Genomic DNA, 22,201 nt, shown 5'->3' with positions numbered 1-22,201 from the left:
CGGCTGCGCCACCCAACGGGGGCAAGCCCCCTCGCCACAAAAGCCCCATTCCTCATCACGGCATCAGTCAATCAAGGCCGGGTGCGCAGCTGCTGTTGCAGATTCTGAATCTGCGCCTGCAGGGTGTTGATGTTGCGAGTGACCTGGCCGCGGAAGGCGTCGAATTCGGCGGTGTTGGTGCCACCTTGTGCGGCGGCCGGGCGGTTGTCCTGTTGGCTTTTGAGCACGATCATGTCTTGCTCCAGGCGCTCGATGGCGGCGCTTGGGTTACCTTGCCTCTTCAGCGCGGTAATGTCGGCACCCAGGCTTTTGAGCTGGGCATCGATTTGGCTGGTATCGGCCGACGCGTTCTTCAACGCGGCCAGTTCGCCGCTCAAGGTTTTGACCTGGGCCTGCAACTGAGCATTGGCGGTTTGTTGTTCGGTGGCTTGCGCGGTCATTTGCGCCAGGCGCTTGTCCAGTTCGGAGGTCTGGCCGAGTACGCCTTGCTGCTGTTTGCTCTGGTCCTGAAGCTTGCTTTCCAGCTGTTTGCTCTGGTCCTGGAGTTTGCCTTCGAGCTGTTTGATTTGCAGCTTCAACGCTTCACTGCCGGTGTTGACGTTGGACTGGCTGGCCACGACCTTGCCGGAAATGTCCTGCAAGCGCCCCGCCGCTTCCTCACTGATGCGCGCGAAACTTTCCTGGGTCGCCACCAGTTGCTGTTCCATCAGAGAGATCTGCTGAAAACTCCACCAGGCAAGGCCGGCGAAGGCAAAGAACAACGCGCCGACCAATGCCCACAGAGGGCCGGTGCTCGGGCCTTTGACCTTGACCACCGGTGTGGTGCGCGAATGCACGGAAGTGCGAGCGGTGGTCGGAAAATCATCGTCATCGAGGCTGCTGGCGCGCAGGCTCGGGACATCGTCGAAGTCGTCGTTGGCATCGTTACGCATGGGCATTAGGGTCAACCTTTGTGGAACGCGGTGATGGCTTGATGCGGCGAAGTATAACCCCCGCTGCCGCACCGGTTGACCCTGAACCCCGAACTCGGTTCAGTCAGGGGCTGCCCTTGTGTGTCAGCGAATGTCCTGAGCCTTCCACCAACTGCAGAACTCATCGAGGGCGGTCCAGAGGCTGACTTTCGGATCGTAGTCCAGATAATGCCGTGCGCGGCTGATGTCCAAGGTGAAGTTTTTGTTCATGACCTGCATGCCCAGCCGCGATAGCGTCGGCTCGGGACGACCTGGCCACAGCTTGCACACGCCCTCGTTGAGCGCGGCAAGGCTGTAGGCCAAACCGTAGGAACGGTAGCGGGTCACCTGTGGAACATCCATTTGGCGCATCACGTAATTGACCACATCCCACAACGGAACCGGCGCTCCGTTGCTGATGTTGTAGGCCTTGCCCAGGGCCGAACCGCTGGCCAGCAAGCTGCTGAGCAACGCTTCATTAAGGTTCTGCACGCTGGTGAAATCGACCTTGTTCAGGCCGTTGCCGATAATCGCCAACCGCCCTTTGCGCTGCATTTTCAGCAATCTCGGGAAAATGCTCATGTCGCCGGCGCCCGTCACGAAGCGCGGGCGCAGGGCCAGGGTTTCGAGGCCGAATTCCTGCGCGCCGAAGACTTTTTGCTCGGCCAGGTATTTGGTCGCGGCGTAGGGATGCTTGAAGCGCTTGGGCACCTGCTCTTCGGTCAACCCCAGATGATCACGGCCATCGAAATAGATCGACGGTGACGACAAGTGCACCAGGCGCCGAACCCGCTGTTTCAGACAGGCTTCGACCACGTTTTCGGTGACTTCGACGTTGCCTTGATGAAAGTCCTGATAGCGCCCCCACAAACCCACCGCGCCGGCGCAATGGACCACGGCTTCGACGTCTGAACACAGGTCGCGCGCCAGTTGCGGGTCGCTCAAGTCGCCCTGAATGAACTCGGCGCCACGGCGCACCAGATGCTCGACACTCTCGGCCCGGCGACCGTTGACCCGCACGTCCAGGCCCTGCTCCAGGGCGAAACGCGCAAAGCGCCCGCCAATGAAGCCGCTTGCGCCGGTGACCAGAATTTTCATGAATTGCTCCGAATATTTCGTTTTACGTTTTACGTTTTACGTTTTGCGCTTTGCATATTGCGTAGGGCGTAGGGCGTAGGGTGTGAGGTCTTGACGCTGCCCGTCAGTCCCACGGCACCAGCCATTGCTTCGACGAGCGCACCAATTGATCGGTGAGTAACCCCAAAAGCTGACCGCCATTGCGCCAATGATGCCAGTACAGCGGCACATCGATCGGCTTATCTGGTAAAAGCTCCTGCAATTGGCCGCGTTCCAGTTGCTCGCGCACCTGCAATTCAGGCACCAGGCCCCAGCCAAGCCCCGCTTCCGTAAGACGAAGAAAGCCTTCGGACGACGGGCATAGATGGTGTTCGAAACCGCCGTCCACACCGAGGGAGGCGAGGTAGCGATGCTGTAGGAAATCATCCGGGCCAAACACCAGGGCCGGGGTTTTGGCCAACTGCTCGGCGCGCACACCCTCGGGAAAATGCCGGGCAATGAACGCCGGGCTCGCCATCGCACGGTAACGCATAGCCCCCAATAGAACGCTGCGCGCACCGGCCACCGGCCGCTCACTGGCACAGACACACCCCGCCACTTCGCCTGCGCGCATGCGTTTAAGGCCGACGGTCTGGTCTTCTACCACCAAATCGAGCAGCAAATGTTGTTCCGCACAAAAGTCGCCCACCGCCTCGGCCCACCAAGTCGCAAGGCTGTCGGCATTCAGCGCGATACGCAGGCGTTCCGGCAGGCCTTCTTCGTCCAGCGCCGGGACCAACATTTGTAGATCCCGCTCAAGCAATCGCACTTGCTGCACATGGTTGAGCAAGCGCCGGCCAATCTCCGTCGGCGCCGGGGGTGTGACCCGCACCAGCACCGGTTGGCCAACCCGTGCCTCCAGCAGTTTGATCCGCTGGGAGATCGCCGATTGGGACAAACCCAATACCTGCGCGGCGCGTTCGAATCCGGCCTGCTCGATGACGGCGGCGAGCGCGGAAAGTAATTTGTAGTCGAACATCAGTTTTCCTAATGGGCGATCAGGACTATTGGTTTTTCTTATACAGCCTTCAACCGGAGAATGGCCAGCAAGAACTCTTGAGAAAGGATCACCGACATGGCTGGCGAAACGTCATTGGCAACCCTGCTGCGCAGCATGAGCCCGCAACTCAACGATGGCGAATACGTGTTCTGCACGTTGCGCGACGGCAAGTTGCCCGCCGGCCTTGAGATTGTCGGCAGCTTTCGAGAACGGGAAGGCCTGACGGTGATTCTGGAACGTTCCCACGCCGAGAAGGCCGGTTTCAGTTTCGACTACATCGTCGCGTGGATCACCTTGAACGTGCACTCGGCCCTAGAAGCCGTCGGCCTGACCGCCGCGTTCGCCACGGCACTGGGCAAGGCCGGCATCAGTTGCAACGTGATCGCCGGGTATTACCACGACCATTTGTTCGTCGGCCAGGCCGATGCCGAACGCGCCCTGCAGGTACTGCGGGATCTGGCGTCCAACGCGGAGTAAAAACGTATGTGGCAAAGCTATGTGAACGGCCTGTTGGTGGCCGCGGGGCTGATCATGGCGATCGGCACCCAGAATGCGTTTGTGCTGGCGCAGAGCCTTCGTCGTGAACATCACCTGCCGGTGGCGGCACTTTGCGTGACCTGCGATGCGTTGCTGGTGGCCGCCGGGGTGTTCGGCCTGGCGACGGTGCTGGCGCAAAACCCGACCCTGCTGGCCATCTCCCGCTGGGGAGGCGCGGCGTTTTTGCTGTGGTACGGCAGCCTGGCATTGCGTCGGGCCTGCTCGAAACAAAGCCTGCAACAGGGTGAAAATCAGGCGGTACGCTCACTGCGGGCGGTGCTGCTCAGTGCGTTGGCGGTGACGTTGCTCAACCCGCACGTTTATCTGGACACCGTGTTGCTGATCGGCTCCCTCGGCGCTCAACAAACCGAGCCGGGTGCTTATGTGGTGGGCGCGGCCAGTGCGTCATTGCTGTGGTTTTTCACTTTAGCCCTTGGCGCGGCATGGCTGGCGCCGTGGCTGGCAAGGCCAAGCACCTGGCGAATCCTCGACCTGCTGGTCGCCGTCATGATGTTCACCGTAGCGTTCCAGTTAATCATCGCTTCATGATTTATTCCAAAAGGCTCTGGAACCTCTATTCCACACAGTTGTTGCGTGGTTATGCCGCACCCCCGGTGCTATGATCCGATCCCTGCGCCGCAAAGAGTACAAACTCCCCGGCGCATGTCTGGCCGCCCGTGATCGGCCTTGCGCTCACCGCAACTGACCTGATTAGGAGAATCATCATGGCTTTCGAATTGCCGCCGCTGCCTTACGCACACGATGCCCTGCAGCCGCACATCTCAGAGGAAACTCTGCAGTACCACCACGACAAGCACCACAACACCTATGTCGTGAACCTGAACAACCTGGTGCCAGGCACCGAGTTCGAAGGCAAGACCCTGGAAGAAATCGTCAAGACTTCCTCGGGCGGTATCTTCAACAACGCCGCTCAGGTCTGGAACCACACGTTCTACTGGAACTGCCTGGCGCCAAACGCCGGCGGTCAACCAACCGGCGCGCTGGCTGATGCCATCAACGCTGCGTTCGGTTCGTTCGACAAGTTCAAGGAAGAGTTCAGCAAAACCTCCATCGGCACCTTCGGTTCCGGTTGGGGCTGGCTGGTGAAAAAGGCTGACGGTTCCCTGGCCCTGGCCAGCACCATCGGCGCCGGCAACCCGCTGACCAGCGGCGACACCCCGCTGCTGACCTGCGACGTCTGGGAACACGCTTACTACATCGACTACCGCAACCTTCGTCCGAAGTACGTCGAAGCGTTCTGGAACCTGGTCAACTGGAAGTTCGTGGCTGAGCAGTTCGAAGGCAAAACCTTCACCGCTTAAGCTTCGCGCCAGTCAAAAAACCCGGCTGCTGCCGGGTTTTTTTATGGGCTGGGGAAATGGGTACATTCCTCCAGCCGCCTTCGCGGGCAAGCCTCGCTCCCACAGTTGGAGGGAACATTCCCACAACACGAGTGGCATTCGCCCTCTTGCCCTCACATCACAGCCGTCTAACATCAACCACAAGGAAAAATTGTCCCGCTCCCCTCAAGTTGAGGGCCTCAACAACCGACACAGTGCTAATAGGGCAAATACTCCAAACAACAGCCTATCGGCCAAGCTACCGGCAAAATCCCCTGGGTTGGATTGTCCCTTTGACTGACCTCACGGGATTGCCAATACTCATGGCAACTTGACGCTACCCGCACGGAACAAGGAATACCCCTTTGAAGCTGGAACTCAAGAACAGCTTGTCGGTGAAGTTGCTCCGGGTCGTGCTCCTGTCGGCATTGATCGTCGGCGTGGTCTTGAGCTGCGCGCAGATCGTTTTCGATGCCTACAAAACACGTCAGGCCGTAGCCAGCGATGCCCAGCGCATCCTCGATATGTTCCGTGACCCTTCGACCCAGGCCGTCTACAGTCTGGACCGGGAAATGGGCATGCAGGTGATCGAGGGCCTGTTTCAGGACGACGCCGTGCGCATGGCCTCCATCGGCCACCCTCACGAAGCCATGCTCGCGCAAAAAACCCGTGAATTGCAGCACTCCAACAGCCGCTGGCTTACCGATCTGATCCTCGGCCAGGAACGCACCTTCACCACCCAACTGGTGGGCCGCGGGCCCTACAGCGAGTATTACGGCGACCTGAGCATTACCCTCGACACCGCCACCTACGGCAAGGGCTTCATTGTCAGTTCCGTGATCATCTTCATCTCTGGCGTATTGCGCGCCATGGCCATGGCCCTGGTGCTGTATCTGGTCTATCACTGGCTGCTGACCAAACCGCTGTCGCGGATTATCGAACACCTGACCGAAATCAACCCGGACCGGCCCAGCGCCCACAAGATTCCCCAGCTCAAGGGTCATGAAAAGAACGAGTTGGGCGTGTGGATCAACACCGCCAACCAGTTGCTCGAATCCATCGAGCGCAACACCCACCTGCGCCACGAAGCGGAAAACAGCCTGCTGCGCATGGCCCAGTACGACTTCCTCACCGGTTTGCCGAACCGCCAGCAATTGCAGCAACAACTGGACAAGATCCTCGTCGACGCCGGTAAATTGCAGCGTCGGGTCGCGGTGCTGTGTGTCGGGCTCGATGATTTCAAAGGCATCAACGAACAGTTCAGCTATCAGGCCGGCGACCAATTGCTGCTGGCCCTGGCCGATCGCCTGCGAGCCCACAGCGGCCGCCTCGGCGCCCTCGCCCGTTTGGGGGGCGACCAGTTCGCACTGGTCCAGGCCGACATCGAACAACCCTACGAAGCCGCCGAACTGGCCCAAAGCATTCTTGACGATCTGGAAGCGGCATTCGCCCTCGATCATCAGCAAATTCGTCTGCGCGCCACCATTGGCATCACCCTGTTCCCCGAGGACGGTGACAGCACCGAGAAGTTGCTGCAAAAAGCCGAGCAGACCATGACCCTGGCCAAGACTCGCTCGCGCAACCGCTATCAGTTCTATATCGCCAGCGTCGACACGGAAATGCGGCGGCGTCGCGAGCTGGAAAAAGACTTGCGCGATGCCTTGATCCGCGACCAGTTCTACCTGGTTTATCAACCGCAGATCAGCTACCGCGATCATCGCGTGGTGGGCGTCGAGGCGTTGATTCGCTGGCAACATCCCGAACACGGGCTGGTGCCGCCGGACCTGTTCATTCCGCTGGCCGAGCAGAACGGCACCATCATCGCTATCGGCGAATGGGTGCTGGATCAGGCCTGCAAACAATTGCGCGAATGGCACGATCAGGGGTTCGACCTGCGCATGGCGGTGAACCTGTCCACCGTGCAATTGCACCACGCCGAGTTGCCGCGGGTGGTCAATAACCTGCTGCAGATGTACCGCCTGCCACCGCGCAGCCTGGAACTGGAAGTCACCGAAACCGGCCTGATGGAAGACATCAGCACCGCCGCCCAGCACTTGTTGAGCCTGCGTCGCTCCGGCGCACTGATCGCCATCGACGACTTCGGCACCGGTTATTCATCACTGAGTTATCTGAAAAGCCTGCCGCTGGACAAGATCAAGATCGACAAGAGCTTCGTTCAGGACCTGCTCGATGACGACGACGATGCGACCATCGTTCGGGCCATCATCCAGCTGGGCAAGAGCCTGGGCATGCAGGTGATTGCCGAAGGCGTGGAAACCGCCGAGCAAGAGGCCTACATCATCTCCGAAGGCTGCCACGAAGGTCAGGGTTATCACTACAGCAAACCGCTGCCGGCACGGGAATTGAGCGCCTACCTCAAGCAAGCCCAACGCAGTAACGCGGCTATCTTGTAAGTTCTTCTTTATAGCGAAAAGATCGCAGTCTTCGGCAGCTCCTACGTGGACCGCGTTCCTCTGTAGGAGCTGTCGAGTGAAACGAGGCTGCGATCTTTTAATGCGCCCCACATCTTTGCGTGAATAAGAAATATTTACAGGAACAACCCTTTACACAGAATGCGAAAGATTTGCATTATGTCGCAGTTTTGCGCGCCCCTCGCGCGTCCATCAATCACCGAAGCAGGATGTTCGCCATGATTCGTATGCCTCTGGCCACCGCCAGTCTGCTGGCCATCGCTATTTCCCTCGCCGGTTGCGGCGAAGGCAAAGACAAGGCTGCCGCTCCACAAGCGCCGACCCCGGCCGCCAGCACCGCTGCCCCGGCTGCGCCTGCTGCTACCGGTAAAGTCGATGAAGCCGCCGCCAAGGCTGTGGTTGCGCACTACGCCGACATCGTCTTCGCCGTTTACAGCGATGCCGAATCCACTGCGAAAACCCTGCAAACCGCCGTCGACGCATTCCTCGCCAAACCGAACGCCGACACCCTGAAAGCCGCCAAGGCTGCCTGGGTCGCGGCCCGCGTGCCTTACCTGCAGAGCGAAGTGTTCCGCTTCGGCAACACCATCATCGACGACTGGGAAGGTCAGGTGAACGCCTGGCCACTGGACGAAGGCCTGATCGACTACGTCGACAAATCCTACGAACACGCACTGGGTAACCCGGGCGCCACCGCCAACATCATCGCCAACACTAAAGTTCAGGTCGGCGAAGACAAGGTCGACGTGAAAGACATCACCCCGGAAAAACTCGCCAGCCTGAACGAGCTGGGCGGTTCCGAGGCCAACGTCGCCACCGGCTACCACGCCATCGAATTCCTGCTCTGGGGTCAGGACCTGAACGGCACCGGCCCTGGCGCCGGCAACCGTCCGGCTACCGACTACCTGGAAGGCAAAGGCGCTACCGGCGGTCACAACGATCGTCGTCGCGCTTACCTGAAGTCCGTGACCCAACTGCTGGTCAACGACCTGCAAGAAATGGTCGGTAACTGGAAGCCGAACGTGGCCGACAACTACCGCGCCACCCTGGAAGCGGAACCGGCTGAAACCGGCCTGCGCAAAATGCTGTTCGGCATGGGCAGCCTGTCCTTGGGCGAACTGGCGGGCGAGCGCATGAAGGTTTCCCTGGAAGCCAACTCCCCGGAAGACGAACAAGATTGCTTCAGCGACAACACCCACAACTCGCACTTCTACGACGCCAAAGGCGTGCGTAACGTGTACCTGGGCGAATACACCCGCGTCGATGGCAGCAAAATGACCGGCGCCAGCCTGTCGTCGCTGGTCGCCAAAGCCGACCCGGCAGCCGACACCGCCCTGAAAGCCGACCTGGCTACCACCGAAGCCAAGCTTCAGGTCATGGTCGATCACGCCAACAAGGGTGAGCACTACGACCAACTGATCGCTGCCGGTAACACTGCTGGCAACCAGATCGTGCGTGACGCCATCGCCTCGCTGGTCAAGCAGACCGGTTCGATCGAAGCGGCCGCCGGCAAACTGGGCATCAGCGACCTGAACCCGGACAACGCTGATCACGAGTTCTGATCAACGCTGGCTACAAAGGCGACCTTCGGGTCGCCTTTTTTGTTAGCCCAGACGCAGATCAAAATGTGGGAGCGGGCTTGCTCGCGAAGAGGGAGTATCAGTCGACGTCAATGTTGCCTGACACACCGCCTTCGCGAGCAAGCCCGCTCCCACATTGGATTGCGCTGAGAGTTATTGCCCCACATCAACCAAACGATAATTCCTCTTATTCAAACTCCCCTGCCCTGTTAGACTTTGCGCCCTTGTTTTGCTCGTCTTGCAGGATGTCCGATGCCCTCGCTGCCTCTTCGCTTGTCCGCTCTGTTGCTGGCCCTGGGCCTGAGTGCCTGCGATGACGCCCCGCGTTTCACCCAGGCCGAACCCGGTGAAGCCCGCTCCGGCGGCAGCGCAACGGTGCGCAAGACCGATCAGAACGCATTCTCCCTGCCGTCCGCCAATCTGCCGCCGTCACGGCGCGTCGATTTCAGCGTCGGTAACAGTTTCTTTCGCAGCCCTTGGGTGATCGCGCCGTCGACCACCACCGCCCGCGATGGCCTTGGCCCGTTGTTCAATACCAACGCCTGCCAGAACTGCCACATCAAGGACGGGCGCGGTCACCCGCCCGCGCCCGATGCACCGAATGCGGTGTCGATGCTGGTGCGTCTGTCGATCCCTGATGCGCCGGCTTATGCCAAAGTCATCGAACAACTGGGTGTGGTTCCGGAGCCGGTCTACGGCGGGCAGTTCCAGGACATGTCGGTGCCCGGCGTCGTCCCGGAAGGCAAGGTGCGCGTCGATTACATAGCGGTCCCGGTGCGGTTCAAGGACGGCAGCGAAATCGAGTTGCGTAAGCCGACCCTGCAGATCACGCAACTCGGCTACGGCCCGATGCACCCCGACACGCGTTTCTCGGCGCGCATCGCACCGCCGATGATTGGCCTGGGCTTGCTTGAGGCGATTCCCGACGAGGCCATCCTGGCTAACGCCGAGGCCCAGGCTCGGGAGAAGAACGGCATCGCCGGACGACCGAACCGGGTCTGGGACGACGCGCAGCAGAAAACCGTCCTCGGGCGATTTGGCTGGAAGGCCGGGCAACCGAACCTCAATCAACAAAACGTTCACGCGTTCTCTGGTGATATGGGCCTCACGACTAGCCTGAGATCCGTTGATGACTGCACCGACCCGCAAACCGCTTGCAAGCAGGCGCCCAACGGCAATGGCCCGGATGGCGAGCCGGAAGTCAGCGATAACATCCTGCGTCTGGTGCTGTTCTACAGCCGTAACCTCGCGGTACCGGCCCGTCGCGATGTCGGCGCGCCGCAAGTGCTGGCCGGCAAGAATCTGTTTTTCCAGGCGGGATGCCAGTCCTGCCACACCCCGAAATACACCACCGCCGCCAACGCCGCGGAACCTGAATTGGCCAATCAAGTGATTCGCCCTTACAGCGACCTGCTGCTGCATGACATGGGCGACGGCCTGGCCGACAACCGCACCGAGTTCCAGGCCAGCGGCCGCGACTGGCGCACCCCGCCGTTGTGGGGCATAGGCCTGACACAAGCGGTCAGCGGCCACAGCCAATTTTTGCATGACGGTCGCGCCCGCAACCTGCTCGAAGCCGTGCTCTGGCATGGCGGCGAGGCACAGGCGGCGCAGCAACAGGTTTTGTCTTTCAATGCCGAGCAGCGCGCTGCATTGCTGGCGTTTTTGAATTCCCTTTAATACGTTTTCCTTCAGCGGGAGCCCGACATGTTCCGTCCCAAATTGTTGTTCACCAGCCTTGCCGCCCTCGCCTTGGGCGCCTGTTCGCCTCAGGACCCGCAAGCGGTCACGTCAGCGGCCATCGCCAAGCAAGTGATCCTGCCAACCTACAGCCGCTGGGTCGAAGCCGACCGTCAATTGGCGGTCAGCGCCCTGGCGTTCTGCCAAGGCAAGGAAAACCTCGAAACCGCCCGCGCCGACTTCCTGCACGCGCAGAAAGCCTGGGCCGAGTTGCAACCGCTGCTGATCGGGCCGTTGGCCGAGGGCAACCGTTCGTGGCAGGTGCAGTTCTGGCCGGACAAAAAGAACCTCGTGGGCCGTCAGGTCGAGCAACTGGTCACCGCGCAGCCACAGATCGATGCCGCCGCCCTGACCAAGTCCAGCGTTGTGGTTCAGGGGCTCTCGGCCTATGAATACATTCTGTTCGACAGCAAGATCGACATGGCCGACAGCGCTCAGAAAGCCAGATACTGCCCGCTGTTGACCGCCATTGGCGAACGTCAGAAGCAACTGGCCGAAGAGATCCTGTCGCGCTGGAACACCAACGACGGCATGCTCGCGCAGATGAGCAAATTCCCGAACCAGCGCTACGCCGACTCCCACGAAGCGATCGCCGATCTGCTGCGCGTGCAGGTCACCGCGCTGGACACCCTGAAGAAAAAACTCGGCACGCCGATGGGTCGCCAGAGCAAGGGCACGCCACAGCCGTTCCAGGCCGATGCCTGGCGTAGCCAATCGTCGCTGCAAGGCCTGCAAGCAAGCCTGAGCGCGGCGCAAAACGTTTGGGTCGGTGTCGACAACAAAGGCCTGCGCGGTCTGTTGCCGAGCGAGCAGAAACCCTTGGCCGACAAGATCGACGCAGCCTATGCAACGTCCCTGAAACTGTTCGCCAGCAACCAACGCTCGCTCACCGACATGCTCACCGACGATGCCGGGCGCCAGCAGCTCAACGCCATCTACGACAGCCTCAACGTTGTCCATCGCCTGCACGAAGGCGAACTGGCCAAGGCGCTGGGCATCCAACTGGGCTTCAACGCCAACGACGGTGACTGATGAGGGCAAGTGCCATGCTGCGACGCCAGGCTCTGACGTTAGGGAGTTTGCTGCTGGGTGCGGTGACACTGGGCGGCTGGACGCTGTTCAAGCAAAAGGACAAAAGCCCGCTGTTGCTCTCGGCGCGGGACGACGTTGACGGCAAGCATTACGCCGTCGGTTATCGGCTGGATGGCACCCGGGTGTTTGCCACCCAGGTCGGCCAGCGTTGCCACGACATCATCAACCACCCGACGCGGCCGATAGCGCTGTTCGTCGCTCGGCGTCCGGGCACCGAGAGTTACCTGATCGACCTGCGCGACGGCACGCTGCTGCAAACCGTGGTCTCGCAGCCAAACCGGCACTTTTACGGTCACGCAGTGATTCACCAGAGCGGCGACTGGCTGTACGCCACCGAGAACGACACCTCCGATCCGGGCCGAGGCCTGCTCGGTGTGTATAAATTCGAAGGTGAGCGGCTGGTGCACAGTGGCGAGCTTTCCACCCATGGCGTGGGCCCGCATCAGGTGTCGTGGATGCCCGATGGCGAGACGCTGATTGTGGCCAACGGCGGCATTCGCACCGAGGCCGAAAGCCGGGTCGAGATGAACCTCAACGCGATGGAGCCGAGCCTGGTGTTGATGCAGCGCGATGGCACTTTGTTGAGCAAGGAAACACTGGCCCAGCAGATGAACAGCGTGCGGCACTTGGGCGTCGCCAGTGACGGCACCATCGTCGCCGGCCAGCAGTTCATGGGCGATGCCCACGAGTCATCGGAGCTGCTGGCGATCAAGCGGCCCGGCCAACCGTTCGTGGCGTTCCCGGTCCCCGAGCATCAGTTGCAGGCCATGGGGCATTACACCGCCAGCGTCGCCGTACACAGCGAACTGCGTCTGGTCGCCCTGACCGCGCCGCGGGGCAACCGCTTTTTTATCTGGGACCTGGACAGTGGTGAAGTGCGCCTGGATGCGCCACTTCCCGACTGCGCCGGTGTCGGGGCCGTGGCTGATGGTTTTGTCGTGACCTCTGGTCAAGGACGCTGCCGGTACTACGATTGCCGCCAGACAACCCTTGTCGCAAAACCTCTGGAGTTACCTGCGGGGCTCTGGGACAACCATCTGCATCTGATGGCGTAAACACCTGAAAGATCGCAGCCTTGTAGCAGCTGCCGAAGGCTGCGTTCGGCTGCGAAGCAGTCGTGAAATCAGCACCGCGGTGTGTCAGGAACACCAAGGCGTCAGAATTTGCGTCTGCTTCGCAGCCGAACGCAGCCTTCGGCAGCTGCTACAGTTGGAATCCCCTTCGCAGTGGGAGTAATGTTCCCGCCTGTCTCACCTGATTTTCTCCAAGGAAATGGAAATATGCTGCGTCGCCGCATGCTGATCATGTTGGGTGTTGTCCTGCTAATCGTGCTGGCCCTGGCCGGTTACAAAGCCTTCTCCATCTACACGATGATGCAAGGCTTCTCCGCGCCGAAACCGCCGATAAGTGTCGCCGTGGCCACCGCCACCGAACGTCCGTGGCAAAGCCGTTTGCCAACGGTCGGCACCCTCACGGCGCTGCAAGGGGTCGACCTGAGCCTGGAGATCGCCGGCACCGTCAAGGAGGTGCAGTTCGAGTCGGGGCAGAAGGTCAAGGCCGGTCAGCCGATCCTGCAACTCGACACTGCCGTTGAAACGGCCTTGCTGGCAACCGCTCAAGCCGACCTGGGACTGGCGCAACTGGATTACGGTCGCGGTAGCCAATTGGTGGGCAGCCAGGCCATTTCCAAAGGCGAGTTCGACCGACTCTCGGCGGTGTTGCAAAAGAGCCGTGCCACCGTCAATCAGCTCAAGGCGGCACTGGAGAGAAAACGCATCCTCGCCCCGTTCAGCGGCACCATCGGCATTCGTCAGGTAGACGTCGGCGACTACGTGGCCAGCGGCACGATGATCGCCACCCTGCAAGACATCAGCAGCCTCTACGTCGATTTCTTTGTGCCCGAACAATCGGTGCCGAAAATAGCCCTCGGCCAACCGGTACAAGTCATTGTCTCAGCCTACCCGACAGAGAGTTTCCCCGGCACTATCAGCGCGATCAACCCGAAGGTCGAGAGCAGTACCCGCAACGTGCTGGTGCGCGCAACCCTGGCCAACCCCGATGACAAACTGCTACCGGGGATGTTCGCCAGCCTGCAGGTGATGTTGCCCGATCCGCAACCACGCATCGTCGTGCCGGAAAGCGCAATCACCTACACCCTTTATGGCAACTCGCTGTACGTCGTCGCGCAGAAAAAGGCCGAAGACGGCAGCCTCGAAAAAGACGACAAGGGCGAGCCGATTTTGATCGCCGAGCGGCGCTTCATCGAAACCGGCGAGCGCCGCGACGGGATGGTCATGATCACCAAAGGCGTGCAGAACGGCGAAAAAGTGGTCACGGGGGGCCAGATCAAACTGGACCACGGCGCACACATTGCCATCAGCGACGACAAGACCCTAGCCGAGAAGAGCAGTCAGCCGCACGCTGACTGATCAAGGAATCCCCATGGCTTTTACCGACCCGTTCATCCGCCGCCCGGTGCTCGCCACCGTGGTCAGCCTGTTGATTGTGCTGCTGGGCTTCCAGGCCTGGAGCAAGTTACCACTGCGCCAATACCCGCAAATGGAAAACGCCCTGATCACGGTGACCACCGCTTACCCCGGGGCAAACGCCGAAACCATCCAGGGTTACATCACCCAACCGATGCAGCAGAGCCTGGCCAGCGCCGAAGGCATCGACTACATGACCTCGGTCAGTCGCCAGAACTTCTCGGTGATCTCGATCTACGCGCGCATCGGTTCCAATAGCGACCGCTTGTTCACCGAACTGCTGGCCAAGGCCAACGAGGTGAAGAACCAGCTGCCCCAGGACGCCGAAGACCCGGTGCTGAGCAAGGAAGCCGCCGACGCTTCGGCGTTGATGTACATCAGCTTCTTCAGCGACGAACTGAGCAATCCGCAGATCACCGATTACCTGTCACGGGTCATCCAGCCGAAACTGGCGACCCTGCCGGGCATGGCCGAAGCCGAGATTCTTGGCAACCAGGTATTCGCCATGCGCCTCTGGCTGGACCCGGTGAAACTCGCCGGTTACGGCCTGAGCGCCAGCGATGTGACCAACGCCGTGCGCCAGTACAACTTCCTCTCCGCCGCCGGCGAAGTGAAAGGCGAGTATGTGGTCACCAGCATCAACGCCAACACCGAACTCAAATCCGCCGAAGCTTTCGGCGCGATTCCGCTCAAGGTCGATGGCGACAGCCGCGTGCTGTTACGGGACGTGGCGCGGGTCGAGATGGGCGCGGAGAACTACAACACCATCAGCTCTTTTGGCGGCACGCCCTCGGTGTACATCGGTATCAAGGCTACGCCAGGCGCCAACCCGCTGGATGTGATCAGGGAAGTGCGCAAGATCATGCCGGAGCTGGAAGCCCAGTTGCCGCCGAACCTGAAAGGTGAAATCGCCTACGACGCCACGCTGTTCATTCAAGCGTCTATCGACGAAGTGGTGAAAACCCTGTTCGAAGCGGTGCTGATCGTGATCGTGGTGGTGTTCCTGTTCCTCGGCGCCCTGCGCTCGGTGGTGATCCCGGTGGTCACCATTCCGCTGTCGATGATCGGCGTGATGTTCTTCATGCAGATGATGGGCTACTCGATCAACCTGCTGACCTTGCTGGCGATGGTATTGGCCATCGGGCTGGTGGTGGACGATGCCATCGTGGTGGTGGAGAACATCCATCGGCACATTGAAGAAGGCAAGACACCGCTGGATGCCGCGCTTGAAGGCGCTGCGGAAATCGCCATGCCGGTGGTGTCGATGACCATTACCCTGGCGGCGGTCTATGCGCCGATCGGCTTCCTGACCGGCCTGACGGGAGCGCTGTTCAAGGAGTTCGCCCTGACCCTGGCCGGGGCGGTGGTGATCTCCGGCGTCGTTGCCCTGACGCTGTCGCCGATGATGTGCGCCCTGCTGCTGCGCCACGATGAAAACCCTACCGGCCTGGCCCATCGCCTGGACGTGATCTTCGAAGGCCTCAAGCGCCGCTACCAGAGTGTGCTTCATGGCACCCTCAATACCCGGCCGGTGGTGCTGGTGTTCGCGGTGATCGTGCTCTGCCTGATTCCGGTCCTGCTCAAATTCACCCAATCGGAACTGGCGCCGGACGAGGACCAGGGCGTCATCTTCATGATGGCCAGTGCCCCGCAGCCGGCCAACCTCGACTACTTGAACACCTACACCGACGAGTTCCTCGCGATTTTCAAGGAGTTCCCCGAGTACTACTCCTCGTTCCAGATCAACGGCTTCAACGGCGTGCAATCGGGGATCGGCGGCTTCCTGCTCAAACCCTGGAACGAACGCGACCGGACCCAGATGCAGATCCTCCCCGAGGTCCAAAGCAAGCTGGAGAGCATCCCCGGGTTACAAATCTTCGGCTTCAACCTGCCTTCCCTGCCGGGTACCGGCGAAGGCTTGCCGTTTCAATTCGTGATCAACTCGGCCAACACCTACGAGTCATTGCTGGAAGTGACGGACCGGGTGAAAAAAAGGGCGATGGAGTCCGGCAAATTCGCCTTCGTCGACGTCGACCTGGCCTTCGACAAACCCGAAGTCGTGGTGGATATCGATCGCGCCAAGGCTGCACAAATGGGTGTGTCGATGCAGGACCTGGGCGGCACCCTCGCAACGTTGCTGGGTGAAGCGGAGATCAACCGTTTCACCATCGAAGGTCGCAGCTATAAAGTCATTGCGCAGGTGGAACGGCCCTTCCGGGATAACCCCGACTGGCTGAACCATTATTACGTCAAGAACACCAAGGGCGAATTGCTGCCCCTGTCGACCCTGATCACCGTGACCGACCGGGCGCGACCGCGTCAGTTGAACCAGTTCCAGCAACTCAACTCGGCAATTCTTTCCGGGGTCCCGCTGGTCAGCATGGGTGAAGCCATCGATACCGTGCGCCAGATCGCTCGAGAAGAAGCTCCGGCGGGTTACGCCGTCGACTATGCCGGCGCATCACGGCAATACGTTCAGGAAGGCAGCGCGCTGTGGGTCACCTTCGCCCTGGCGCTGGCGATCATCTTCCTGGTGCTGGCAGCCCAGTTCGAAAGCTTCCGCGACCCACTGGTGATTCTGGTCACCGTGCCGCTGTCGATCTGTGGCGCGTTGATCCCGCTGTTCCTTGGCTGGTCGAGCATGAACATCTATACCCAGGTGGGATTGGTGACGTTGATCGGGCTGATCAGCAAGCACGGAATCCTGATCGTCGAGTTCGCCAACCAGCTACGCAAGGAGAAGGGCCTGTCGCCTCGCGAAGCGGTGGAGGAAGCGGCGGCCATTCGTCTGCGTCCGGTATTGATGACCACGGCGGCGATGGTGTTCGGCATGGTGCCGTTGATCATCGCCACGGGCGCGGGTGCGGTCAGCCGGTTCGACATCGGCACGGTGATCGCGACGGGGATGTCGATCGGGACGCTGTTCACGTTGTTTGTGTTGCCGTGCATCTACACGTTGCTGGCCAAGCCCGATAAACCTGAAAAACACCCATAACCCTGTGGGCGATGCAGAACCAAAGTGGGAGCGGGCTTGCTCGCGAAGGCGGTGTGTCAGTCGTCATCACTAGTGAATGTCAGACCGTATTCGCGAGCAAGCCCGCTCCCACATTGAACGATCGGATACAAAAAAGGCCTCGCAACTGCGAGGCCTTTTATTTGGGCTTCAATCTGTTCAACTCTGTGGCCTCAGTCCCTGAGAAAGTCCGAACATGAACAGTAACAAGTCATGATCGGGTTGAGTGGCCACGGGTGCCTTGGCAACCCGGGGCAACGGACAATGCGCGTCACCGTGCACGGAGCTGAGGACTTGCGTGCGGGGTTGCTCCCAGGCCGCCACCGCCAATGAAGCAACTGCCAAGGCTCCGGCTAAAAACAAACCTCGTGCAATTTCGAGTTTCATTGTTATAAGCCTTTGATAGCGCTGCCAAACGCCGTCTCATAAAAATAGACGAGTTTTTTCCAGTCCGTATCGCTGAACGACGAGTGGCGACGCAGTTGCTTCAGGTCATGGGCCGCCGCTTGATGGGGGGTCAAGCGCTGCCGACATTTTTCCAGATCGATCAACGCCACCTCGACCTTGGCTGACTCGCCTTCGCCGGTGACCCTCACGAATACATGCTTGATGTAGATACAGCTGTGTTGCCAACGGCCCTTGTGCATGCGGGCCAGGTTGTCGGCCAGATCCTTCAACACGCGATCGTGCACCGCCTCACCGTAACGCTCGCGACCGCCACCCGCGTACCAGTGTTGGATTTCCCCGAAGCCATCCAGGGCCTTGGTAACCAGCAGTGCGCGCCATTTGTGCATGGGATCGCGCTGCGCCCCGCAAAAAACGATTTCCGGAACACGAACGTTGAGCAGACGCAGGCCAATGAGCGCATCGCGTTCGCGCAACACCGTCGGTCGGCCGAACGGGTGTAACGCACTGCGATAGATATGCCCGGTTTGACGCTTGGTGTAGAGCAACTGTCCATCACTGCCCCTAACGCGCTGCACGCCACTTTCGCCACCGCGACGGACGTTGGGTTCTTCTACCCATTCACCGCGCAGGTTCCAGAAGTAGTCGAAGCGGTCCTGAGAAGCCACTTCTGTTTGTGCTGCCCATTGCATTGCCATCTTGTTACCTCTTGCGTAATACGTATACCCGCCACATGGCGTAGAGCGGTAAAAAATCCAAATGTTCCTGGATCCGAAAACCCGCCTGCTCGAATTCCTTTTCAACCGTGGCGGCCGGTAACACAAATCGATTCTGGTAACCCTCCTGACTACGTCGTTTCTCCGCGCGCTTGCGTTTCCAGGCCTTGAAATTGCCGTCTACCCACAACGAAACAATCACGCTGTCGCGGGTGACGCGCTCGAATTCGCGCAGGATGGCCAGTCGATGCTCAGCTTCACCGATGTGATGAAGCAAGCGCATGCAGAAAATGCTGTCGACGGCGTTATCGGGCAAGGCAATGTCGAATGCAGAAGTGTGCAAGGGTTGTACCCGTTTCACCACGTCGGCGGGTTGCGCCTGCATGGCAGTCTTCAACATGGACTCCGAGTTGTCGGCCCCGATGATGACGCGGTTGTGTTTTTCCGCCAGCAGCGGCCAGAAACGCCCCGCGCCGCACGGTAAATCGAGAACCAATCCTGGCTCACCGGCCAGCGTCAGCGCTTTTCGCGCCAATTGTTCGTCACGCCAGTGGGACAGTCGGCGGCCGAGCTCCTCCTGATGCTTGCGCAAATATTTCTGGGCGTGTTGATCGTCGTACTTTTCGGAAAAATCGAGTTTGATCGGACCAGCCATCACTGCAGTCTCCTGAACTTCTGATGACCACCACCTTAGGTAGCGTCGTGTCAGTGTCAGGTCGTGCCTTTGTGAAAAAATTGTCATGTAAAACCCGGAATTATTTCAGGGTTTTACAGGGCCAATTCAGGATCTTTTCGTTTTTCCTTCAGATCAAAGACGGACTCAAATCCACCTGAAAGCGGCAACCATTGGGTTCCATGTTGGTCAGGCTGACGTTCCAGCCCTGGTTCTCGCAAATCCGTTGCACCAGCGATAGCCCTAACCCCAGGCCCTCGCCGCGTTTCTCGTTGCCGCGTACGAAAGGCTCGAACATCGCCTCGCGTTTTTCCTCGGGAATGCCGACTCCACTGTCCTCGACCACGAACCCTGTATCCGTCAGGGCGAGGCGAATGTAACCGTGCTCGGTGTAATGCAGCGCATTACGCAACAGGTTGCCCATCACCGCATGCAAAAGGGTCGCGTTATAGCGGGTGTCCGGCGGATTGCCCGGCTCAAAGTTCAGCGTCAGGCCCTTGGCTTCGATCGGATCGCGCCATTGAGAAAGTAGCCCGTCGGCCACTTGGCTCAGGGTCTGCTGGGGAGCCATGCTGGCGTCTTCATGTTGAGCGCGAGCCAGCATGAGGAAGGTTTGCACCAGCTCGCGCATCTCGGCACACGCACGGGCAATTCGCTCCACCTGAGCACGGCCGCGCTGATCGATGCCAGGGTTTTCCAGCAACAGTTCACAGGAACTGGCCAACACCATCAACGGCGTGCGCAGCTCGTGGCTGACGTCACTGGTGAACAATCGCTCACGGGTCAATGCTTGACGCAAGCGCCCAAGGGTGGCGTCGAAGGCCACGGCCAGCTCGCCCACTTCATCGGCGGCATAGTCCGGCGCCAGTGGCGGCGCCAGCCCTAGCAGTTGATCGCGATGACGCACCTGACGGGCCAGACGCACCACTGGCGCCATGACCTTGCGTGCCAGCACCCAGCCCAGAAATACCGCCAATGCCAGGCTCAGTACGAAACCCACCAGCACCACGGCAAACAGCACCCGCTCACGCTCTTCGAAATCGCTCTGGTCCTGCATCAGCACGTAACGCCGACCGTCAACGATTTCGACCATCGCGTGATATGACAGCTGCTCGCGAAAGACTTCATGAAAGCCTGAGTCCAGGTGCCGCAAATCCTTGGGTAATTCGAAGTCGCCCGGGCCGCCGCTGAAATAGAACAGCTGGTCCGGCTCGGGACGGTGGCTCCAGTCCGACACGCTGTCCATCAGCAGCAGGCGTTGCAAATCGCCGCCCAGACCTGCCGAAATCAGTTTCTCTTCCACCAGGTGCACGGTCGCCACAATGCCCATGGCGAAGGCTCCCGCCACCAGCGCGCTCATCAACGCAAAGGCGATGATGATCCGTTGCGCAAGGCTCTGTTTAAACTCCATCACGGCCCTCGGCCAAGCGATAACCGACGCCATGCACCGTGTGCAGCAAGGGCTTGTCGAACGGCTTGTCGATCACCTGACGCAGTTGATGGACGTGGCTGCGCAGGCTGTCGCTGTCCGGGCAGTCATCGCCCCACAGGGCTTCTTCGAGGACCTCGCGGCGTAACACATGGGGGCTTTTCTGCATCAACACAGCCAGCAGCTTCAGGCCCACCGGGTTGAGTTTCAACAGGCGGCCTTCGCGCGTCACTTCCAGGGTATCGAGGTCGTAGCTCAGATCGCCTACCTGCAAGGCACGGCGACCGCCCCCTTGGGCACGGCGCATGACCGCCTCGATCCGTGCGGCGAGTTCGGACAGGGCAAAGGGTTTGATCAAATAGTCGTCTGCACCGGATTTGAAGCCTTGCAAACGGTCATCCAGTTGATCGCGGGCAGTGAGCATGATCACTGGCGTGTCGCGGCGGGCGTCCTCGCGCAGACGTTTGCACAGGGTGTAGCCGTCGATGCCGGGCAGCATGATGTCGAGCACGATCAAATCGTAATGCTCGGTGGCCGCCAGGTGCAGGCCCGACAAACCGTCCTGCGCGCAATCCACGGTGTAACCCTTGAGCCCCAGATAATCGGCCAGATTGGCCAGGATATCGCGGTTGTCTTCAACCAATAGAATTCGCATCGGCACCTCCTCCGTACACAGTAACGGCTGTCTTGGCGCGCAGCTTAAGGCCAAGTGTGGCTCAGGGATAGGGTGGCGTGCAGGGGTAAATCCGACAAAAAAAACCTGAAACGGCCTTAACAAGTTTTTCACCATCGATTCACAGGCTGACGACAGAGGCGTGTTCAGACTCCCGCGGTTGCGCTCTTCAGAACATTTCACTCACCAAGGAATTGCCATGGCTTCGACCGCTGCCCGCCCCGCTTCCAGGCCACTGAATGCCTGGCTATGCCTGGGAGTGCCCGCCATTGCGGCGATCACCCTGCTGTTGCTCGAACTGACCTCCCTGGACATGGACCTTGCCCGGCTGTTTTATGACCCGGTCGCCGGCGAGTTCATCGGGCGGCACAGTTACTTCCTGGAAAACATCCTGCATGACCGGGCCAAGCAAGTGGTCATCGCCTTTTCGGTGTTCGCCATTCTGGGCTTCATCGGTTCCTTTTTCATGGACAGGCTCAAACCATTCAAACGTGAGCTGGGTTGCCTGGTGTTGTCTCTGGCACTGGCAACCTCGTTTGTCACCCCGGTCAAAGCGGTGACGGCGGTGCAATGCCCATGGAGCCTGGAGCAATTCGGCGGGCACGAAACCTACAGCGAACTGCTCAGCCCTCGTCCACACACCGACAAGCCGGGCCGCTGCTGGCCGGGTGGTCATGCGGCGACTGGCTTCACATTGTTTGCGCTGTTCTTTGTATTGCGCGACCGTCGTCCGAGGCTGGCGCGCAAGGCATTCGTCTTTGCCTTCACGTTGGGTTCGGTGTTTTCCATCAGCCGGATGATGCAGGGGGCGCACTTCTTTTCGCACAACGTGTGGACGGCGATTTTCTGCTGGTTGATTTGTTTGGGGGCGTATTACTACATTCTTTATCAACCAGCTTCCAAAGCTGAGCTAGTCACCAAGGCACAACCCGTCAGCGCCTGATACACAGATCTAAATGTGGGAGCGGGCTTGCTCGCGAAGGCGGTGTGTCAGTCAGTATTGATGGTGACTGACACAC

19 protein-coding genes are annotated in these 22,201 nt (G+C 60.0%); 11 read left to right on the top strand and 8 right to left on the bottom strand.

What is annotated here, in order from left to right; genetic code table 11:
* Positions 1-71 precede the first annotated feature (71 nt).
* From IB250_RS08840 to IB250_RS08830, 3 genes are all read right to left on the bottom strand, one after another.
* Positions 72-938, bottom strand: coding sequence for an ATPase (locus tag IB250_RS08840; RefSeq protein WP_192343827.1), 867 nt, complete (start codon positions 936-938; stop codon positions 72-74).
* A gap of 117 nt (positions 939-1,055) precedes the next feature.
* Entirely contained in the window at positions 1,056-2,048 is a 993-nt protein-coding gene (locus IB250_RS08835) for an NAD-dependent epimerase/dehydratase family protein (RefSeq protein ID WP_192343826.1), read from the bottom strand.
* 103 nt (positions 2,049-2,151) lie between these two features.
* Positions 2,152-3,045, bottom strand: coding sequence for a LysR family transcriptional regulator ArgP (locus tag IB250_RS08830; protein ID WP_192343825.1), 894 nt, complete (start codon positions 3,043-3,045; stop codon positions 2,152-2,154).
* Between the two features lie 96 nt (positions 3,046-3,141).
* Between IB250_RS08830 and IB250_RS08825 the strand changes: the two genes are divergently transcribed.
* The 10 genes from IB250_RS08825 (at position 3,142) to IB250_RS08780 (ending at position 17,268) form a co-directional block, all read left to right on the top strand.
* On the top strand, positions 3,142-3,543 hold the full coding sequence (locus IB250_RS08825) for an ACT domain-containing protein (RefSeq protein ID WP_192343824.1): 402 nt from the start codon (positions 3,142-3,144) through the stop codon (positions 3,541-3,543).
* Positions 3,544-3,549: 6 nt separating this feature from the next.
* The gene (locus IB250_RS08820) at positions 3,550-4,152 is read left to right on the top strand and encodes a LysE/ArgO family amino acid transporter (RefSeq protein WP_192343823.1); all 603 of its coding nucleotides are present in this window, start codon (positions 3,550-3,552) and stop codon (positions 4,150-4,152) included.
* Positions 4,153-4,328: 176 nt separating this feature from the next.
* A complete protein-coding gene (locus IB250_RS08815; RefSeq protein WP_007898423.1) occupies positions 4,329-4,925 on the top strand; it encodes a superoxide dismutase in 597 nt (198 codons plus the stop codon).
* Positions 4,926-5,308: 383 nt separating this feature from the next.
* Positions 5,309-7,357: a putative bifunctional diguanylate cyclase/phosphodiesterase gene (locus tag IB250_RS08810; RefSeq protein WP_008069547.1), complete on the top strand. Its 2,049-nt coding sequence runs from the start codon at positions 5,309-5,311 to the stop codon at positions 7,355-7,357.
* A 236-nt stretch (positions 7,358-7,593) separates the two neighbouring features.
* Positions 7,594-8,937 (top strand): imelysin family protein, encoded by a 1,344-nt coding sequence (locus IB250_RS08805; protein ID WP_123500723.1) that lies wholly within the window; start codon positions 7,594-7,596, stop codon positions 8,935-8,937.
* A 270-nt stretch (positions 8,938-9,207) separates the two neighbouring features.
* Positions 9,208-10,635, top strand: a complete 1,428-nt coding sequence (locus IB250_RS08800; protein WP_192343822.1) for a di-heme oxidoredictase family protein — start codon at positions 9,208-9,210, stop codon at positions 10,633-10,635.
* Positions 10,636-10,662: 27 nt separating this feature from the next.
* Positions 10,663-11,727, top strand: coding sequence for an imelysin family protein (locus IB250_RS08795; RefSeq protein ID WP_192343821.1), 1,065 nt, complete (start codon positions 10,663-10,665; stop codon positions 11,725-11,727).
* 14 nt (positions 11,728-11,741) lie between these two features.
* Entirely contained in the window at positions 11,742-12,842 is a 1,101-nt protein-coding gene (locus IB250_RS08790) for a DUF1513 domain-containing protein (RefSeq protein WP_192343820.1), read from the top strand.
* 225 nt (positions 12,843-13,067) lie between these two features.
* Positions 13,068-14,216, top strand: a complete 1,149-nt coding sequence (locus IB250_RS08785; RefSeq protein ID WP_192343819.1) for an efflux RND transporter periplasmic adaptor subunit — start codon at positions 13,068-13,070, stop codon at positions 14,214-14,216.
* A 13-nt stretch (positions 14,217-14,229) separates the two neighbouring features.
* Entirely contained in the window at positions 14,230-17,268 is a 3,039-nt protein-coding gene (locus IB250_RS08780) for a multidrug efflux RND transporter permease subunit (protein ID WP_192343818.1), read from the top strand.
* Between the two features lie 177 nt (positions 17,269-17,445).
* Here IB250_RS08780 and IB250_RS08775 read toward each other — a convergent pair whose 3' ends face one another.
* The 5 genes from IB250_RS08775 to colR all read right to left on the bottom strand — a co-directional run bounded on the left by IB250_RS08775 (position 17,446) and on the right by colR (position 21,164).
* On the bottom strand, positions 17,446-17,673 hold the full coding sequence (locus IB250_RS08775; protein WP_026331876.1) for a hypothetical protein: 228 nt from the start codon (positions 17,671-17,673) through the stop codon (positions 17,446-17,448).
* Between the two features lie 2 nt (positions 17,674-17,675).
* The gene (locus IB250_RS08770) at positions 17,676-18,389 is read right to left on the bottom strand and encodes a lipopolysaccharide kinase InaA family protein (RefSeq protein WP_123500735.1); all 714 of its coding nucleotides are present in this window, start codon (positions 18,387-18,389) and stop codon (positions 17,676-17,678) included.
* 4 nt (positions 18,390-18,393) lie between these two features.
* Positions 18,394-19,062 (bottom strand): class I SAM-dependent methyltransferase, encoded by a 669-nt coding sequence (locus IB250_RS08765; RefSeq protein WP_192344144.1) that lies wholly within the window; start codon positions 19,060-19,062, stop codon positions 18,394-18,396.
* A 148-nt stretch (positions 19,063-19,210) separates the two neighbouring features.
* Positions 19,211-20,491, bottom strand: coding sequence for a sensor histidine kinase (locus tag IB250_RS08760; RefSeq protein WP_192343817.1), 1,281 nt, complete (start codon positions 20,489-20,491; stop codon positions 19,211-19,213).
* A complete protein-coding gene (gene colR / locus IB250_RS08755) occupies positions 20,481-21,164 on the bottom strand; it encodes a two-component system response regulator ColR (RefSeq protein ID WP_008069526.1) in 684 nt (227 codons plus the stop codon). The genes IB250_RS08760 and colR overlap by 11 nt, the downstream gene beginning before the upstream one ends.
* Before the next feature lie 217 nt (positions 21,165-21,381).
* On the opposite strand from colR, the gene IB250_RS08750 reads away from it, so the two are divergent.
* Positions 21,382-22,125: a phosphatase PAP2 family protein gene (locus tag IB250_RS08750; protein ID WP_192343816.1), complete on the top strand. Its 744-nt coding sequence runs from the start codon at positions 21,382-21,384 to the stop codon at positions 22,123-22,125.
* Positions 22,126-22,201: the final 76 nt, after the last annotated feature.

This window comes from Pseudomonas sp. PDM09 (assembly GCF_014852305.1).
In the GTDB taxonomy this organism is placed as follows: Bacteria; Pseudomonadota; Gammaproteobacteria; order Pseudomonadales; family Pseudomonadaceae; genus Aquipseudomonas.
Note: the sequence above shows the minus strand (reverse complement) of the source record. Positions and strands in the feature narration are given on the sequence as shown.

Coding starts and splice junctions, on each gene's coding strand:
- IB250_RS08840 (WP_192343827.1), bottom strand. CDS start 938: ATGCCCATGCGTAACGATGCCAACGACGACTTCGACGATGTCCCGAGC.
- IB250_RS08835 (WP_192343826.1), bottom strand. CDS start 2,048: ATGAAAATTCTGGTCACCGGCGCAAGCGGCTTCATTGGCGGGCGCTTT.
- IB250_RS08830 (WP_192343825.1), bottom strand. CDS start 3,045: ATGTTCGACTACAAATTACTTTCCGCGCTCGCCGCCGTCATCGAGCAG.
- IB250_RS08825 (WP_192343824.1), top strand. CDS start 3,142: ATGGCTGGCGAAACGTCATTGGCAACCCTGCTGCGCAGCATGAGCCCG.
- IB250_RS08820 (WP_192343823.1), top strand. CDS start 3,550: ATGTGGCAAAGCTATGTGAACGGCCTGTTGGTGGCCGCGGGGCTGATC.
- IB250_RS08815 (WP_007898423.1), top strand. CDS start 4,329: ATGGCTTTCGAATTGCCGCCGCTGCCTTACGCACACGATGCCCTGCAG.
- IB250_RS08805 (WP_123500723.1), top strand. CDS start 7,594: ATGATTCGTATGCCTCTGGCCACCGCCAGTCTGCTGGCCATCGCTATT.
- IB250_RS08800 (WP_192343822.1), top strand. CDS start 9,208: ATGCCCTCGCTGCCTCTTCGCTTGTCCGCTCTGTTGCTGGCCCTGGGC.
- IB250_RS08795 (WP_192343821.1), top strand. CDS start 10,663: ATGTTCCGTCCCAAATTGTTGTTCACCAGCCTTGCCGCCCTCGCCTTG.
- IB250_RS08790 (WP_192343820.1), top strand. CDS start 11,742: ATGCTGCGACGCCAGGCTCTGACGTTAGGGAGTTTGCTGCTGGGTGCG.
- IB250_RS08785 (WP_192343819.1), top strand. CDS start 13,068: ATGCTGCGTCGCCGCATGCTGATCATGTTGGGTGTTGTCCTGCTAATC.
- IB250_RS08780 (WP_192343818.1), top strand. CDS start 14,230: ATGGCTTTTACCGACCCGTTCATCCGCCGCCCGGTGCTCGCCACCGTG.
- IB250_RS08775 (WP_026331876.1), bottom strand. CDS start 17,673: ATGAAACTCGAAATTGCACGAGGTTTGTTTTTAGCCGGAGCCTTGGCA.
- IB250_RS08770 (WP_123500735.1), bottom strand. CDS start 18,389: ATGGCAATGCAATGGGCAGCACAAACAGAAGTGGCTTCTCAGGACCGC.
- IB250_RS08765 (WP_192344144.1), bottom strand. CDS start 19,062: ATGGCTGGTCCGATCAAACTCGATTTTTCCGAAAAGTACGACGATCAA.
- IB250_RS08760 (WP_192343817.1), bottom strand. CDS start 20,491: ATGGAGTTTAAACAGAGCCTTGCGCAACGGATCATCATCGCCTTTGCG.
- colR (WP_008069526.1), bottom strand. CDS start 21,164: ATGCGAATTCTATTGGTTGAAGACAACCGCGATATCCTGGCCAATCTG.
- IB250_RS08750 (WP_192343816.1), top strand. CDS start 21,382: ATGGCTTCGACCGCTGCCCGCCCCGCTTCCAGGCCACTGAATGCCTGG.